Origin of the sequence: Micromonospora sp. WMMD712, assembly GCF_029581295.1 — a bacterium.
GTDB lineage: Bacteria > Actinomycetota > Actinomycetes > Mycobacteriales > Micromonosporaceae > Micromonospora > Micromonospora carbonacea.
In genome coordinates this window covers 6,774,402-6,789,578 of sequence record NZ_CP120743.1, presented here as the reverse complement: position 1 = coordinate 6,789,578, position 15,177 = coordinate 6,774,402, and the positions used below count along the sequence as shown (strand labels likewise).

At 75.7% G+C, this 15,177-nt stretch carries 10 protein-coding genes; 3 read left to right on the top strand and 7 right to left on the bottom strand.

Translation table 11 applies throughout. The annotated features are described in order from the left end of the window. Positions 1 to 111: 111 nt before the first annotated feature. The gene (locus O7633_RS29370; RefSeq protein ID WP_282324705.1) at positions 112 to 825 is read left to right on the top strand and encodes a hypothetical protein; all 714 of its coding nucleotides are present in this window, start codon (positions 112 to 114) and stop codon (positions 823 to 825) included. A gap of 120 nt (positions 826 to 945) precedes the next feature. On the opposite strand, the gene O7633_RS29365 is transcribed toward O7633_RS29370, so the two are convergent. From O7633_RS29365 to O7633_RS29345, 5 genes are all read right to left on the bottom strand, one after another. Beyond that, positions 946 to 1,329: a VOC family protein gene (locus tag O7633_RS29365; protein WP_282324704.1), complete on the bottom strand. Its 384-nt coding sequence runs from the start codon at positions 1,327 to 1,329 to the stop codon at positions 946 to 948. Between the two features lie 277 nt (positions 1,330 to 1,606). Continuing rightward, positions 1,607 to 4,147 (bottom strand): malectin domain-containing carbohydrate-binding protein, encoded by a 2,541-nt coding sequence (locus tag O7633_RS29360; protein WP_282324703.1) that lies wholly within the window; start codon positions 4,145 to 4,147, stop codon positions 1,607 to 1,609. A gap of 409 nt (positions 4,148 to 4,556) precedes the next feature. Then, positions 4,557 to 5,738, bottom strand: a complete 1,182-nt coding sequence (locus O7633_RS29355; RefSeq protein WP_282324702.1) for a HAMP domain-containing sensor histidine kinase — start codon at positions 5,736 to 5,738, stop codon at positions 4,557 to 4,559. After that, positions 5,735 to 6,403 carry a response regulator transcription factor gene (locus tag O7633_RS29350; RefSeq protein ID WP_074473992.1) on the bottom strand — a complete coding sequence of 223 codons (669 nt, stop codon included), beginning with the start codon at positions 6,401 to 6,403 and terminating at the stop codon, positions 5,735 to 5,737. Before O7633_RS29350 ends, O7633_RS29355 begins: the two co-directional genes overlap by 4 nt. A gap of 127 nt (positions 6,404 to 6,530) precedes the next feature. Further along, a complete protein-coding gene (locus tag O7633_RS29345) occupies positions 6,531 to 7,841 on the bottom strand; it encodes a hypothetical protein (protein ID WP_282324701.1) in 1,311 nt (436 codons plus the stop codon). 112 nt (positions 7,842 to 7,953) lie between these two features. Here O7633_RS29345 and O7633_RS29340 point away from each other — a divergent pair, with 112 nt between their 5' ends. Next, positions 7,954 to 9,822 carry a hypothetical protein gene (locus O7633_RS29340; RefSeq protein ID WP_282324700.1) on the top strand — a complete coding sequence of 623 codons (1,869 nt, stop codon included), beginning with the start codon at positions 7,954 to 7,956 and terminating at the stop codon, positions 9,820 to 9,822. 126 nt (positions 9,823 to 9,948) lie between these two features. Here the strand turns inward: O7633_RS29340 and O7633_RS29335 are convergent, their stop codons facing one another. Next, on the bottom strand, positions 9,949 to 11,835 hold the full coding sequence (locus O7633_RS29335; protein WP_282324699.1) for a hypothetical protein: 1,887 nt from the start codon (positions 11,833 to 11,835) through the stop codon (positions 9,949 to 9,951). Next, positions 11,835 to 13,745 carry a hypothetical protein gene (locus O7633_RS29330; RefSeq protein WP_282324698.1) on the bottom strand — a complete coding sequence of 637 codons (1,911 nt, stop codon included), beginning with the start codon at positions 13,743 to 13,745 and terminating at the stop codon, positions 11,835 to 11,837. The genes O7633_RS29335 and O7633_RS29330 overlap by 1 nt, the downstream gene beginning before the upstream one ends. 172 nt (positions 13,746 to 13,917) lie before the next feature. Between O7633_RS29330 and O7633_RS29325 the strand changes: the two genes are divergently transcribed. Continuing rightward, positions 13,918 to 15,108 (top strand): hypothetical protein, encoded by a 1,191-nt coding sequence (locus tag O7633_RS29325; RefSeq protein ID WP_282324697.1) that lies wholly within the window; start codon positions 13,918 to 13,920, stop codon positions 15,106 to 15,108. Positions 15,109 to 15,177 lie beyond the last annotated feature (69 nt).

The window sequence follows — 15,177 nt, the reverse complement described above, 5'->3', positions numbered from 1 at the left end:
TCGGCCGCCGCGGTCGTCGTTCACCTCACCTTCGCCCCGGCGGAGTCGGCCGCTGTCGGTGGGGCTGGCTACGATCACCGCTCCTGATCAACTAACTGGAGCTGAATCGACATGTCCCAGCCGTCGGGCAACCCCTATCCGCAGCAGCCCTACGGGGAGCAGCCCGCCCCGCAGCAGCCGGGCGGCTACCCGCCGCCGGCCGGCCACCCCTACGGCGCGCCGTCCGCCGCGCCGCTGCCGCCGAAGAAGTCCAAGGCCGGCAAGATCGTGCTCATCGTCCTGGCCGTGGTGCTGGTGCTCTGCCTCGGCGGCGCGGCGATCACCTGGTTCGCCGTGAAGGACGAGGTCGGCGACGTGGTCGACGCCACCAAGACCCGGGTCACCGCGCCGGCCACCCTCGCCGGCCGCAAGCAGGTCACCGACCCGGAGCTGACGAAGCTGTCGGACGAGCTGGTCGCCGAGATGAAGTCGACCGTGCAGAACGAGACCAGCACCGCCGGTGCGTTCTACGGCGACGCCGCGAAGCAGGACCTCGTGATGATCGCCGCGGCCTCGGGCGTGCTGGCGGACCCGAAGAAGGAGCTGGACGACGCGATCGCCGGCCTCAAGACCCAGCTGACCGTCCAGGAGATGACCGCCACCGAGCCGGGCCCGCTCGGCGGCGAGGCGCGCTGCGGCGACGGCAAGACCGCGGGCATGCCGCTGGGCGTCTGCGTCTGGGCCGACCGGGGCAGCCTCGGCATGATCGTGGTGTTCTTCAAGTCCGCCAAGCAGGCGGAGGCCGAGTTCGTCACCATGCGCGGCCAGATCGAGCAGCGCTCCTGACCGGCGGGTGACCGGGCCCCTCGCGCGAGGCGGCCCGGGTGGGAGACCGGGCCCCGCGCGAGGCGGGGCAGGCGGGCCGGGCCCTCGCGCACCGCGCGGGGGCCCGGCCCGTTTCCGGGGCTACGCCGACGCCTCCCGCTCGGCGGCGCTGCGCAGCACGCAGAACTCGTTGCCCTCCGGGTCGGCGAGGACCACCCAGCCGGTGCCGTCCGGCCGCCGCTGGTCGTCGACCTGGGTCGCGCCGAGGGCGAGCAGCCGCTCGACCTCGGCGTCGCGGGACCGGTCGGCCGGCTCCAGGCACAGGTGGACCCGGTTCTTCACCGTCTTGCCCTCCGGCACCTGGAGGAACAGCACGGTCTCCCCGTCGGCGGTGCGCACCATCGCCTCCGGGTCGCCGGGGAGGTCGTCGGGCTGCCGCCCGGTGCCGAACACCTGGGCCCAGAACCCGGCCAGGGCGTACGTGTCGTGACAGTCGATGCTGAGGTTCCTGATCCGTGCGCTCACGGTCGCCTCCGTGGTGGAGTGGGGCGCCCCGCGGGATCGACAGAGGTCAGCGGCGGGTGGAGCGGGGCGCGGGACTGGTCGTGGTGGACATCAACCGCACCTCCCTCCGGCCGTCGGGCTGACGGCAACGATCCTGGCACGCCGCCGGCCGCCCCGCAACGCCGTTTCCGCGGGACGCACGGCGGGGCCCGGTCGACGCGTACCCCGGAACGGGCACCGGCCCGGCGCCGCGCGGACGCGGAGCCGGGCCGGGGTGCCCCCGTGGTGCGGCGGGGGTCTACGGGCCGACGAAGACGGCCTTGGCGCGCCAGTCCACCCCGTCGACGGCGGGGCCGCTGACGGTGGTGAACGCGCCGGTGGGCACGCCGCCGGCCCACGCGGTCGAGGCCAGCGCGCCGGTCGAGCGGCTGACCCGGTAGAGGGTGCCGCCGGCGAGGAAGATCGACCCGGTGTCGGCGAACCCGGTCACCCCCGCGACGGTGAACTTGTCGGCGCCGACCGCCCCGCTGTCCGGGGTGAACCAGCGCCAGAACAGCCCGTTCTGGCCGGAGAGGGTGTAGTAGAGCCGGCCGCCGGTGTAGAGCATGCCGGTGACATTGGCGATCTCCGCGTAGAAGTTGCTGGTGACCCCGGTGTACGTCTGCCCTGCCGGGCCGGAGTCGGTCTCCACGTTGTCCCAGTAGGCGTCGTGGTACGGGTCGACGAGGCTCGGCGTGCCGAAGGTCGTCCCGTCGAAGGTGCGCCGCTGGAGCGCCCCGTTCATGCCGTAGAACAGGGTGCCGCCGACCCAGAACGCGCCCTTCGCCGACGACCAGTCCGTGTCGTCGGGGTTGGCCACCGGGACGGGCGTGCCGACGGCGCTCGCCCCGTCGTAGGAGAGCGTCTGCACCTCGTCGCCGGTGCCGGCGGGCGGCGGGCCGGTCTTGACGATCTCGATGGCGTTGACGAGCGGGTTCTCCACCACGTGCCCGAAGTCGATGTCGACGTTGCCGTCGCTGACGATCGTGAACGCCCGCATGGTGCCGATGTCGTGCCCGGGGGTGACCGCGAGGTCGAGGTCGTTCAGGACGAGCGTGCCGTCGAGGGTCACGTCGAAGACCCGCTTGCCGGGGGTGCCGGTGCCGGCGTACCGGTTGGCCAGGTAGAGCCGGACGGTGACCTCGGTGCCGGCCGGCACCGGGAAGTCCCACTGCATCTCCGGCGCGCCGGTGCCGTCCCACCGCTCGCTGTTGTAGAGCGCGGCCGGGGTGCCGGCCGGGACGGTCCCGTCGAGGTTGGGCACGACGCCGTAGCTCGCGGCGCTGCTGCCGGTGTTGTGGTACGGGCTGGGCGCGTCGGCGGTGTCGGCGCTCCAGTCCGGCCCGTCGTCGGTCGACGCGACGGCGGGACCGGCGGCGTTGATCCGGTACAGCACGTTCGTCGGCACCGGCACCCCGGCCTGGTACACCGCGCCGGGCAGGTCGGCGGTGGCGGTCGAGTGCGGGGCCTTGCCGCCGGCCAGCGGGAAGAACGCGATCCGCTCCCGCCGGTACTGGAAGTTGCCGATCCAGGACTGGTCGGAGCCCAGCCAGAGGCCCTGCGGGGTGACGAGCATCTCGGCCACGCCGTAGCCGCGCGGGTGCCGGCCCGGGTTCCACGACAGCGGCAGGCCGTTGCGCGGGTCGAGGGCGGCGATGCTGGCCCGGCCGATGGCCCCGGCCTGCGCCGAGTCGCCGCCGAAGGTGTTGTTGAGCCAGCGCAGGTGCCCGCCGACGTAGACGGCCTGCTCGCTGACGCCGACCGAGAGGAAGGTGTCGCCGCCGGAGTAGTTCACCCAGGTGGGCTGCTGGGCGTCGCCGGTCGCGCCGGCCTCCCAGCGGGCGGCGGTGTCGCAGAGCGAACCGCTGTACTGGCCGCCGGTGGTGACCACCACGAAGTAGCTGCCGTCCGGGCCGAAGGACACGTCCCGCATGTACGAGTCGAAGGACTTCCACGAGCAGCGCGGGGTGTACCGGCTGGTGTTCCAGTCGGCCACCGTCGCGGCGGTCGCGCCGAGGTCCAGCCGCACGATCTGGTCGTGCAGCACCCCGTCGGCCTTCCGGAAGTTGCCGATCACGACGAGCTGGGTGCCGTCCGGGGAGAGCGCGAGCTTCTCCGCGCCGACGCCGGCCTTGGCCCCGCTCACCCCGTCGTAGTTGTGGTTCTCGGTGAGCGTGGTGGTCAGGTAGCTGTCCAGCGCGCCGGTGGTGGCGTTGAGCGAGGCGAGGCCGCCGCGCGGGTTGGCGTTGCCGGCGGTGGTGAAGATGCCGCCGACGAGCAGCCGGTTGCCGACCAGGGCGACGTCGTCGACGAGCCCGTTGAACGCCGGCCCGGCGAAGCTGGTGACGGTGGCCCCGGTGGCGACGTTGACCAGGGCCACCTTGCGCCGGGTCACCCCGTTGACCGTGTTGAACTTGCCGGCCAGGTAGACGGTGCCGGCGGTCGGACCGGCGGCCACCGCGCTGACCTCGTTGTCGACGACCGGCACGAAGGCGGTGTCGACCGCGCCGGTGGCCTTGTCGAAGGCGAGCACGTAGTTGCGGGTGATGTCCACGTCCGAGTTGCGGTTCTGCACCGTGGTGAACGAACCCGCCGCGATGATCTTCGTGCCGGCGTCGTGGATGGCGAACACGGTGCCGTCCACGATGTCCGGCGACGCCGTGGACGGGACCGCGGAGACCACCTTGTCGTGGCCGGGCGCGGCGCTGGCCGGGCTGCCGGCGACGAGACCGGCGGCGGTCAGGGCGACCGCGGTGAGGACCGCCGGGGCCCGGCGGGTCAGGGACGAGGAACGAATCACGGGCAGCTCCCGGAGCACGTGCGGGGTGGGGTACGGCTCACAGCCGGGCCGCCGGGGACGGCCGGCTCGGCGGCGCGCACCACGTGAGGCATGGCGCCATCACACCTTCACGCACCGGAGCCGCCGAGTCCAGCGGCGGGGTCCGATTCTGCCCCAACCGCGCGACGGCTCCAACCGAGCACCCGACGCCGGGCTGCCCGCCGGAGGCGCGGCTCGCCGGGTCAGCCGGGCGGCGCACACGAAAAGCCGACCTCGACCGGCCCCAGGGCCAGGTCAGGGCCGCCCTGCGGGCCGTCGGTCCGCGCCGACCGGCAGGCCCGGCCGGCGCGGGACGGCCAGGGTGGCCCGCCCCGGCGCCCGTCCGGGCCGATCGACCGGAAACGGTCAGGGCCGCCCGGCGTGGAACCGGTCAGGGCCGCCCGGCGTGGGACGGGCCGACGGCGGCGGGCACGGCGTCGGCCGCGGGCAGGGTCACCGTCACCTCCAGGCCGCCGCCGGGCTGCGCGAACACCCGCACCGTGCCGCCGTGCGCGTCGCAGACCGCCCGGACGATGGACAGGCCCAGCCCGGAGCCCCGCGCCCCGGTGCGTTCCTGCCCGCCCCGGCGGAACGGCTCGAACAGGCCCGGCACGTCGCCCGGGCTGACCTCGAAGCCGGTGTTGGCGACCACCAGCCAGGACGTGCAGCCGTCCGTGCCGGTGCGCACCGTGATCCGGCCGTGCAGGTGGTTGTAGCGCACCGCGTTCTCGATCAGGTTGCCGGCCAGCCGGTCCAGCAGCCCGGGGTCGCCCACCACCGGCGCGGTCTCCAGCGACGTCTGCACCCGCAGCCCGATCCGCTCCACCTCCCGGCGCACGGCCGACAGCGCGTTGGCGGTGCCGGCGGCCAGGTCGCACTCGGTGCGCCGGCCCAGCCGCCGGCCCGCCTGGGCCTCGCTGCGGGCCAGCACCAGCAGGGCGTCGACCAGGCCGTTGGCCCGTTCCGAGGCGTCGCGGACCACGGTGGCCATCCGGCGGTACTCGGCGGCGTCGGCCTCGTCGTCACTGAGTGTCACGTCGATCTCGGTCCGCATCACCGCGAGCGGGGTACGCAGCTCGTGCGAGGCGTTGGCGACGAACCGCTTCTGCGCCTCGAAGGCGGCGGCGATCCGGTCCAGCATCGCGTCGAACGTCTTGGCCAGCTCGGCCACCTCGTCGTCCGCCCCGGACCAGCCGATCCGCTGGTCGAGGGTGGCCTCGCCGAGACGCTGGGCGGTGGCGGTGACCTGGTGCAGCGGGCGCAGCGCCCGGCCCGCCACCGCGTACGCGCCGGCCACCCCGACCACGCTGATCGCCAGCAACGCCAGCAGGCCCTTGACCAGCAGCTCCCGGGACGCGGCGTCGACGAGCTGCCGCTGCCACTCCCCCGCGTCCAGGGACCGGCCGTCGGCCAGCAGCACGGTGGTGCCGGGCAGCAGCTCGTCGGTGGGGCGCAGCGCGTCGCGGACCAGCAGCCAGGCCAGCAGCACCAGGATCGTCCCGGCCCCCACCAGCAGCACCCCGTTGAGCAGGGTGAGCCGCAGCCGCAGGGTCGGCCGCAGACGGACGCTCACGCCAGCCCCTCGGCGGTGCGGTAGCCGGCGCCGACCACCGTCTCGATCAGCGGCGGGTCGCCGAGCTTGCGGCGCAGCGTCATCACGGTCACCCGGACGATGGTGGTGAACGGGTCGGTGTTGGCGTCCCAGACCCGCTCCAGCAGCTCCTCGCTGGAGACCACCGCGCCGCGCGCCTTGAGCAGCTCGGCCAGCACCCCGAACTCCTTGTTGGTCAGGTCGACCGGCGCCCCGCCGCGCGTCACCACCCGGCGGGCCGGGTCGAGCACCAGGTCGGCGACGGCCAGCACGGGCGGGGCGGCCGGGGTGGCCCGCCGGCCCAGCGCCTGCACCCGGGCGACCAGCTCGTCGAAGGCGAACGGCTTGGGCAGGTAGTCGTCCGCGCCGAGCTGCAACCCCTCGACCCGGTCGGCGACGGTGCCGCTGGCGGTGAGCATGAGCACCCGGGTCAGCGTGCCGGAGGCGGCCAGCTCGGCGCAGATCTGGTCGCCGTGGACGCCGGGCAGGTCCCGGTCCAGCACCACCACGTCGTACCGGGTGACGAAGGCCATCTCGTGACCGCTGTCGCCGTCGTAGGCCACGTCGACGGCCATGCCGCGCTTGCGCAACCCCCGCGCGATCGCGTCGGCGAGGTTGCGCTCGTCCTCGACCACCAACACCCGCATACCCGCCTCCTCGCCGGCCGACCTCCCGACAACCTAGTGCCGGCCACCAAACCAGCGTGGCACCCGGCCCGGCCGGGCGTCCGGGCGGTCAGCCGCCGGGCGGGGCGCGCCCGGGCGGGGAGGGCCGTCAGGCGGGCAGCCGCCACCAGCCGTACGTGCCGGAGTGCCGGCGGCAGACGATGTCCCGGCCGTCGGCGGCGCAGTCGCCCGCCGCGCCGGGCAGCACGTCGCGCACCCGGGCCGCCGCCCCCGCCAGGTCCAGCTCGGCGACCACCAGGCTCCGGCCGTCGCGGTCGGCCCGGGTGCCGTAGTACGGCCCGCCCGGGGTGCGGCTGAACGCCAGGTCCCAGCTCCCCAGGTCGGCGACCTCCCGCCCGGTGGCGGCGTCCAGCACGCCGAGGTGGCTGGCCGTGCCGCCCGCCTGCTCGTCGGCGATCGCCAGGAGCCGGTCGCCGCGCACCGCGACGACCGTCTGCCAGCGGGGATTCGTCCACCGGATCCCGCCGGTCGCCGGGTCGAGCCCGGACAGGTCGAAGCCCCGGTACGCGTAGGCGCAGAGCACCGGCCCGCAGGCCCCCGCGTAGCCGAAGGTCGGCTGCTCCAGCGCCCAGCGCCGGTCCAGCGCGGCGAGCCCGTACGCGGTCACCCGCCGGACCTCGCCCTTGTCCTGCTCGAAGGCCAGCAGCAGGTCACCGGCGACCTCGACCTGGAGGTCCCCCCGCCAGCCGCCCGGCGGCGCGACGAGGCTCGCCCGCACCACCCCGGAGGCCGTGTCGCGCAGCTCGATCCCGCCGGCGGCCGTGACCAGCGCCACCTGCTCGGCCGCCCCGTCCTCGTCGCTGTCGGCGAAGGCCGCCCACCCCAGACGGCCCGGCACCGACCACCGGAGGCGGCCCGACGTCGGGTCCACCGACCGCAGCTCGCCCCGCTCGATGTCGTCGCCGAGCAGCAGCAGCCCGCCGCCGGCCGCGAGCACCGGGTAGCCGGCCTGCTGCCAGCGCCGCTCGCCGGTCCCCGCGTCCACGGCGAGGGTCTGCACCCCGTCCGTCCGGTAGTCGACGAGCAGGGTGACGCCGTCCTGCTCCTGCACGCCGCCCAGCCGGCCGAGGCCCGGCAGGACCGTGCGCCACAGCGTCCGCACGCCGGCCCCCGCGCCGGTGGGCGTACCGTGGGCCGTCACCTCCCGGGCCCCGTCGGCGCCCGGCGCGCCCGGGTCCAGCAGGTAGACCCGGCCGTCGAGGACGACGACCTCGATGCCGAGCCGGCCGCCGAGCACCGCCGACGCGGGGCTCGCCACGGGCGTCGACGAGGCCAGGACGAACAGCGCGAGCACGCCGGCCAGCGCCACCCGCAGCGGCCGGCCCACCGCCCGGGGCGGCCGGGACGCCGGCCCCGGCTCCCCGTCGCCGCGCACCTCGCCGAGGTCGATCAGCGTCACCCTCGCTCCTTCCCGGGCCGTGGCCGGCGCTGCGGCGGCGCGTCCCGCCGGGCCGTCGTGGGGCGCACCGGCCGACCGGGACCGCGCGCACGCGCCTGTACGATGGCGCGTCGTGGCCGTGCCGGTGGTAGACCCCTCGCTGAACTCCGACTCCGCGCCCGTCGACTCCGCACCCGGGGCGACGCGGGCCGCGTCGACCGGGCCCGGGGCGGCGGGCACAGGCACACCGCGCCGGCCCCGCCGGCGGCCGGCCCGCGCCGACCTGCTGGCCATCGGAGCGTACGTGCTCCTCGGCGTCCTCGTGTGCCTCAACTACTGGGGTGACGTCGAGCACCGCGTGTCGTCGCACCTGCCGACCGACCACAGCTGGTTCGAGTGGCTCTTCGCCCACGGCGCGTACTCGGTGCAGCACCTGGAGAACCCGCTGTTCTCCACCCGCCAGAACGCCCCGGACGGGGTGAACATGATGGCGAACACGTCGCTGCTCGGGGCGACCCTGCCGCTGGCGCCGGTGACGCTGCTGTTCGGCCCGCAGGTGACGTACGCCCTCTACCTGGGCGGGGCGCTCGCGGCGACGGCGGCCACCGCGTACTGGATGTTGTCGCGGCACCTGGTGCGCTCGCGCGCGGCGGCGTTCCTCGGCGGCGCGTTCCTCGGCTTCGCGCCCGGCATCGTGCACCACGCCAACGGGCAGCCCAACTTCGTCTCCAACTACCTGCTGCCGCTGATCGTGGCGCGGGTGCTGCTGCTGGGCGCGGCGGGGCGGAGCTGGCGGCGCGACGGGGTGGTGCTGGGGCTGCTGGTGGCGTACCAGATCTTCATCAACGAGGAGATGCTGCTGCTCACGGCGCTGGCCTGCCTCGTGGTCGTGCTCGCGTACGCGGCGCAGCGCCCCCGGGCGGCGTGGGCCCGCGCCCGCGGTTTCGGATCCGCGCTCGGCCTCGGCGGCGCGCTGGCGCTGCTGCTCACCGCGTACCCGATCTGGTTCCAGTTCAACGGCCCGCAGTCCTACCGGGGGTTGCAGGGCGGGGTGTTCCACAACTGGGGCGAGGACCTGGTGGCGTTCGTCACGTTCGCCCGGGACACCGTGGCCGGCGACGAGGCGGTGGAGAAGACCATCGGCCTCACCGAGCAGAACACCTGGTTCGGCTGGCCGCTGGTGCTGGTGGCGCTGGTCGCGCTGGCGCTGCTGGTGCGCCGGTCGCTGGCCGCCCGGATCGTCGCCGTGCTGGTGGTCGTGTTCACCGTCGCCTCGATCGGCCCGGTGGTGCGCTTCGACGGGGCGGAGACCACGATCGACGGGCCGTGGGCGTACATCCCGGACGACCTGCCGCTGGTGGAGATGATGATGCCCACCCGGCTGGCCCTGGTGGTGGCGGCCGCCGTCGGCGTGCTGCTCGCCCTGGCCTGGGACGCGCTGGCCCGCACCGCGCCGGCCGAGACCGGGGCCGGGGCCGCCGGCCGGGCGGGCCGCTGGCTGCGCCCCGTCGGGTACGCGGCGCTCGCGCTCGCCGTGCTGCCGCTGGTCCCCCGGCCGCTGCCGGCCGAGCGGATCGACCCGCCGCCGCACTTCATCACCTCCGGCAGCTGGCGGCCGTACGTCCCGGCGGGCCGGACCCTGGTGCCGGTGCCGATCCCCAGCAACGTGCACGGCCTGCCCACGCTGCGCTGGAGCGCCCTGACCGGGCACGAGTTCCCGATCCCCGGCGGCTACTTCATCGGGCCCAACCCCGAGGGCGAGGGCGTCTTCGGGGCCCCGAACCGGCCGACCAGCACCCTCATCTACGCCACGATGGACTCGGGCACCCTGCCGCCGCTGACCGAGGAGAACCGCCGGCAGGCCGCCGAGGACCTGCGCTACTGGAAGGCGTCCGTGGTCGTCCTCGGCGCGCATCCCCGCGAGGCGGTCCTGCGCGAGCTGATGACCGCCCTGCTCGGCCCCCCGCAGCGCGTCGACGACGTCTGGCTCTGGCCGGTCTGAGGTGCAAGGAAGGGCCCCCTGTTAACGCATTCTGTTGTACAGGGGGCCCTTCCTAACACGCACGCCCACCGCCGCACGCCGCCGCCGCGGCACGCGGGCGCGCTGCCCGCGGCGGCGCGGCGGGCGTCAGCCGACCAGGGGGCGCACGTCCCACACCCACGCGCCGTCGACCTGGCGCCCCGGGCCGACGAGCGCGTCGACGGTGCGGCGGACCGCCTCGCCCCGGTGCAGCCCGCCCTGCACCAGCACCGCCGCCCGCCAGTGCCGCAGGTCCGCCACCGCCTGCCGGCGGTCCGCGTCGGTCACCACCGGCGTCTCGCCGGTCTCGGCCGCCCGGCGCAGCAGCGCCGCCGTCGGGCGGTCGGGCGCGCCCCAGTGGGCGGTCGGGTCGGCGGCGGCGCTCGGGCCGATGAAGTAGCCGCCCGGTGCGGTGAAGGCCAGCCCGGTGCGGGCCGACCAGAACGTCGCCGGGCTGACCCCCGCGCCGGTCACCGGCGGCACCGGCACGAGGGTCCGCCCCGGCGGCACGTACGCCCGCCAGCCGCCGTCGGCCACGAACGCCGGCACCGGCCACGTCGGCACGGTGCGGATCGGCGTGGGGGCGAGCGGGAGCAGCGCGGCGGCCACGGCCCCGCCCCAGAGCAGCCGCACCGACGCCCCCGGCCGGTCGGCCACCGCCCCGCCCCCGGAGCCGGTCCCGGACAAGCCCACCGCCCCGCCCCCGGAGCCCGGCACGGCCGGCACCGCGCCGCCCCCGACCGGGGCCAGGGCGAGTGCCCGGTCCAGGGAGAGGGCGACCAGCACCCCCAGCACCGGAACGCAGATCAGGGCGAACCGGGCCGGCACCACGAGGTCGAGCAGCGGCACCCCGGCCAGCAGCCGGTACGGCCCGGGCAGCCCGGTCGACGCGCCGTCGACCCGGACGGTGTCGCCGAGGGAGAGCAGCGCGGCGAGCAGCCCGACGGCGGCGAGGGCCCGCACCAACGGCCGACGCCACAGCCAGGCCACGACCACCACGGCGAGCACCAGCAGGCCCGGCCCGAAGAACGAGTTCTCCTCGGTCGGGTTCGGCGAGAGCAGCCCGGGGACGTACCCGTCGCCGAGGACCGTCTGCCGGGCCGACGCGGTGAACGAGGCCGCGTCGAGCTGGAAGCCCCGCGCGTGGAAGGGCATCCCCTGGTAGTGCCCCGGGCCGAGGAACTGGAACCACAGCGGGTACGCCAGCAGCGCCCCCGCCACCAGCGCGCCCACGCCGAGCCGGCCGAGGAGGGCGGGCGTCAGCCGGCGGGCCGCCGCCCGGTCCGCGAGGGCGTACGCCACGGCGAACACCCCGGCGGCGAGCGCCAGGAAGACGAGCAGTTCCTCGCCGACGAAGACCTGGTACGCCACGAGCAGCCCGAGCGCCACCCCGTGCCGGCGGACCCGGTCGGTGCCGGGCCGGAACACCAGCGCCAGGATCGGCGGCGCGAGGAACTGGGCGGCCATGTGCAGGTGCGCCCCCGCCTGGGCCACCATGCCGGGGGCGAAGCCGCAGACGAGGCCGCCGACGGCGGCGGCGACGCGGGAGCCGACCAGCCGGCGGGCCAGCAGGACGTACCAGGCGGTGGCGGTGCCGGCCAGGCTGACCACGACCGCCACGAGGAAGGCCGCCTGCGTGCCGAACAGCAGCGTCACCGGGGTCAGCGGCACGCCGAGGCCGAGCACCGACGTGTTGGCCATCAGGTTCACCCCGTCCGGGGCGTTCAGGGCCGCGCTGTGCAGCGGATTCTCTCCGGCGGTGACCGCGCGGGCCGCCCGGGCGAGCATCCACTCGAACAGCATCTGGTCGTTGTCCTGGTGGAACAGCCGGTCGGGCCGGCCCCACTGGCGGCTGGTGAGCAGCACCGCCAGGCCGAGGTAGCCGGCGACGACGGCGACGTCGACGCCGCGTACCCGCCGGGGCCGGGCGGCGACCGGCGGCGCGACCGGCTGCCGCCGCCCGCCCGGCGCGCCGACGGCGGCGGGCGCGGCCATCAGGCCGACGGGTCGGTCAGGGTCCGCACGTCCCAGACCCAGACGTCCAGCTCGCGGCGCGCCGGGCCGACCAGGTCCTCGACGGTACGCCGCAGCGGCTCGGCGTTGTGCTGGCCGACCGGCAGCACCAGGATCGCGGCCCGCCAGTGCCGCAGCTCGTCCAGCGAGCGGCGGCGCTGACGGTCGTCGAGCTTCGGGGTGCGGCCGGTGCTGGCCACGTCCTCCAGCAGCTCGCCGACGCCGCTGGGCCGCCCGCCGAAGCGGCCCGGGTCGCCGGTGTTGCCGTTGCGCGGGGCGAGGAAGTAGCCGCCCGGGATCTTGAAGTCGAGGTTGGTGCTGGCCGCCCACCGCATCCCGTGCGTGTTGCCCATGCTGGGCACCGGGATCGGCACCAGGGTATGGTCGGGGCCGACGTAGTCGCGCCACCGGTCGGCGGTGATGAACTTCGGCACCGGCGGGCGCGAGGTGACCCTGAGCGGCATCGGCGCGATCGGCAGCAGGGCCATGACCAGGGCGGCCACGCCGAGGGTACGCATGGTGCGGGCCTCGGCCGTGCGCAGCGCCCACACCCGCTCGACGGCGAGGGCGAGCAGCACCCCCACCACCACGCTGGTGATCATGCCGAACCGGGTGGGCACGACGGCGTCGAGCAGCGGCAGCCGCACCAGGAGCTCCCAGGGCCCGGTGAACAGCTCCCGGTCCCACCAGGACACCCGCTCACCGAGGGAGAGCAGCGCGAAGAACGCGCCGGTCGCCGCGAGGGCGCGGACGATCGGCTCGCGGCGCAGCCAGAGCACGATGCCGACGGCGATGAGGGCGAGGCTCCAGCCGAGGAAGGCGTTCTCCTCGGAGTAGTTCGGGGCGAGGTTGACGTTGGCGCGCTCGTTGCCGCCGAGGGTGGGCGAGCCGGGGGCGAAGAAGGCGGCGATGTCGTTGCCGTAGTCGCGGACGGCGTCGCTGAGCCCGTGGTACGCCATCGGGCCGGCGAACTGCACGTAGAGCGGGTACGCCAGCAGCGAGCCGGCCAGCACGGTGCACACCGCGACGGCGACGCCCAGGGGCCGCCACGCGGTCGACCACAGCCCCGGCCGCTGCGCCAGCACGGCGATCAGGAACACCCCGCAGGCCAGCGCTGTGAAGAGCAGGATCTCCTCGTTGATGAACGCCTGCACCGTGACCAGCAGCGCCAGCAGCGCCCCGTCGCGGACGGGCCGCTTCGACCGGGTGATCACCAGCACCCGCCAGACGATGAACGGCAGCAGGAACTGGCTGATGATGTTCGGGTGCCAGTTGGCGTGCGAGAGCATCGCCGGGGAGAAGCCGCAGAACCAGCCGCCCACGGCGGCGGCGAGGGGGTTGCGCACGACGTGCCGGGACAGCACCCGGTACCAGGCGGCGGCCGTGCCGGCGAGACCGCAGGTGACCAGCACCACAAAGGAGACGGCGGGCCCGAACAGCAGGGTCACCGGCACCATCGGGATGCCGAGCGCCAGGACGGCCGTGTTGGCCATCAGGTTGACCCCGTCGGGGTAGTTGAACTGGTCGGTGTAGAACGGGAACTCGCCGTGCAGCACCACCCGCACCGAGTGGGCGAGGAAGAACTGCACCTGGGCGGGGTCGCTGCTGTAGAGCGAGGCGACCCGGCCGGCGGGGTCGATCCAGATCTGGCTGGTCACCCAGAGCGCGGCGAGCAGGAAGACCCCGTAGACGGCGAGGTCCCGCCGCCGGGGCGTCCACCGCCAGCGCCGCCGGCTGCGGGTGCCGGCGGCCGGGGCCGCGGCGGGCGCGGTCGGCGGGGCTGCGGCGGCGGGTGACGGGGCTGCGGCGGGCGGCGGGGCGGCTGCGGGCTCCGCGCCGGCCGGGGGCTCGACGGTCGGGGGCTCGACGGTCAGGGGCTCGGCAGGAGTCACAGTCGGCGGAGTCTACCGGAGGCGGGGCCACGCCCGACAATCACCGTTGCGTCCCTTGTGGGCGGTCGGCGCGCAGCTCGCGGCCGGGGATCGAGGTGCCGGTTCGCGGTCCGCCGCCGTCTCGTATCATGTGGGGCGCAACACGACCGGCGACGCGATCGGGGGCGTACACGTGGCTTCAGCGCGCCGACGCGGCGGGACGGCCACCACGCTGCTCGCCCTCCTGCTGACCGCGACGGCCTGCGGCCCGGTCGCCGACCGCAAGCCCGACGCCCTCCCGGTGGGCTACGACAGCCTGGACGGCACGCTGCGGGTGTGGCCCGCGCGGGGCGGCCTGGCCGGCGACGCGGCGGCGACGGCGGCGGTGACCGACGCGGTCCGCGCCTGGCGGACGCCGGTCGACGACCGGGCGCACCTGCCGTCCTCGGGGATCCTGTGGTCCGGCGAGGCCGACGGCGCGCCGCTGGCCCTGGTGGCCGCCGACGTCCCCGGCGAGAGCGCCTCCTGGCTGCTGCAACTGACCCGCGACGGCAACCGCTACGTGGTCGACCGGGCCAGCGAATACACCGACCCCGGCTACCTCGTCTACTCCGACGTGCTGCCCGTGCAGACCAGCGCCGGGCGTCGCTACCTGCTCTCCGAGCGGGTCGAGCGGCTGCTCGGCCCGAAGGGCCGGGCCCTGGTCACCCGCGACGGGCTGACCGACCCGGTGGACGTGCCGGCCTGCCAGGCGGTGCCGCTGACCGCGACGCTGCGGGCCACCAGCTCGCTGCCGCGCGGCCGGGCCGCCGACCGCCTGCTCGACCTGGGTACGGCCACCACGGACCCCCGCTACCCGCTGGTGCGCGACGAGACGGGCTCGGGCCGGCGGGCGCTGGACGAGCTGGACACCTGCGAGCTGGCCGACGAGCGGGGCCCGTTCGGCAGCATCCCGCGCCGCATCGGCGACCGGGACGCGCCCCGCGCGGTGCCGGAGTCCTGGCCGCGGGGCAAGGTGAGCGTGCGCGCGCTCGGCGAGGTGGCTCTCGGCGGGGGCGACCCGGCCGACCTGGAGCAGCTGAGCTGGGAGACCGGTACGGGCACGATGACGGCCGTCGTCTACCGCCCGGCGGCCGGCGACCCGGTGTTCTCGCCGGCCGACCGCGCCAACACGTTGCAGGCGTACGTGCTGCCGGTGCCGGGGCAGCCGCTGGTGGTGCTGAGCTGGCGGGCCAACCGCTACACCTCGCTGTCGGTGCCCCCGGGCACCCCCCGGCTGGTCGACCGGCCGGGGCTGGTGGTGGTGCCGCAGCCAACGAGCAAGGCGACGTTCAGCCTGGCCGGCGCGGAGAAGACCTACTACCGCTCGGTCGGCGGCCGCTGACCCGCCCCCGCAGCCCTCGGCGGCGCGCCACCGCGCCGCCGCCCCGCCCCACGGCGGACAGGTGAGAAG

Coding starts and splice junctions, on each gene's coding strand:
- O7633_RS29335 (WP_282324699.1), bottom strand. CDS start 11,835: ATGGCCGCGCCCGCCGCCGTCGGCGCGCCGGGCGGGCGGCGGCAGCCG.
- O7633_RS29350 (WP_074473992.1), bottom strand. CDS start 6,403: ATGCGGGTGTTGGTGGTCGAGGACGAGCGCAACCTCGCCGACGCGATC.
- O7633_RS29370 (WP_282324705.1), top strand. CDS start 112: ATGTCCCAGCCGTCGGGCAACCCCTATCCGCAGCAGCCCTACGGGGAG.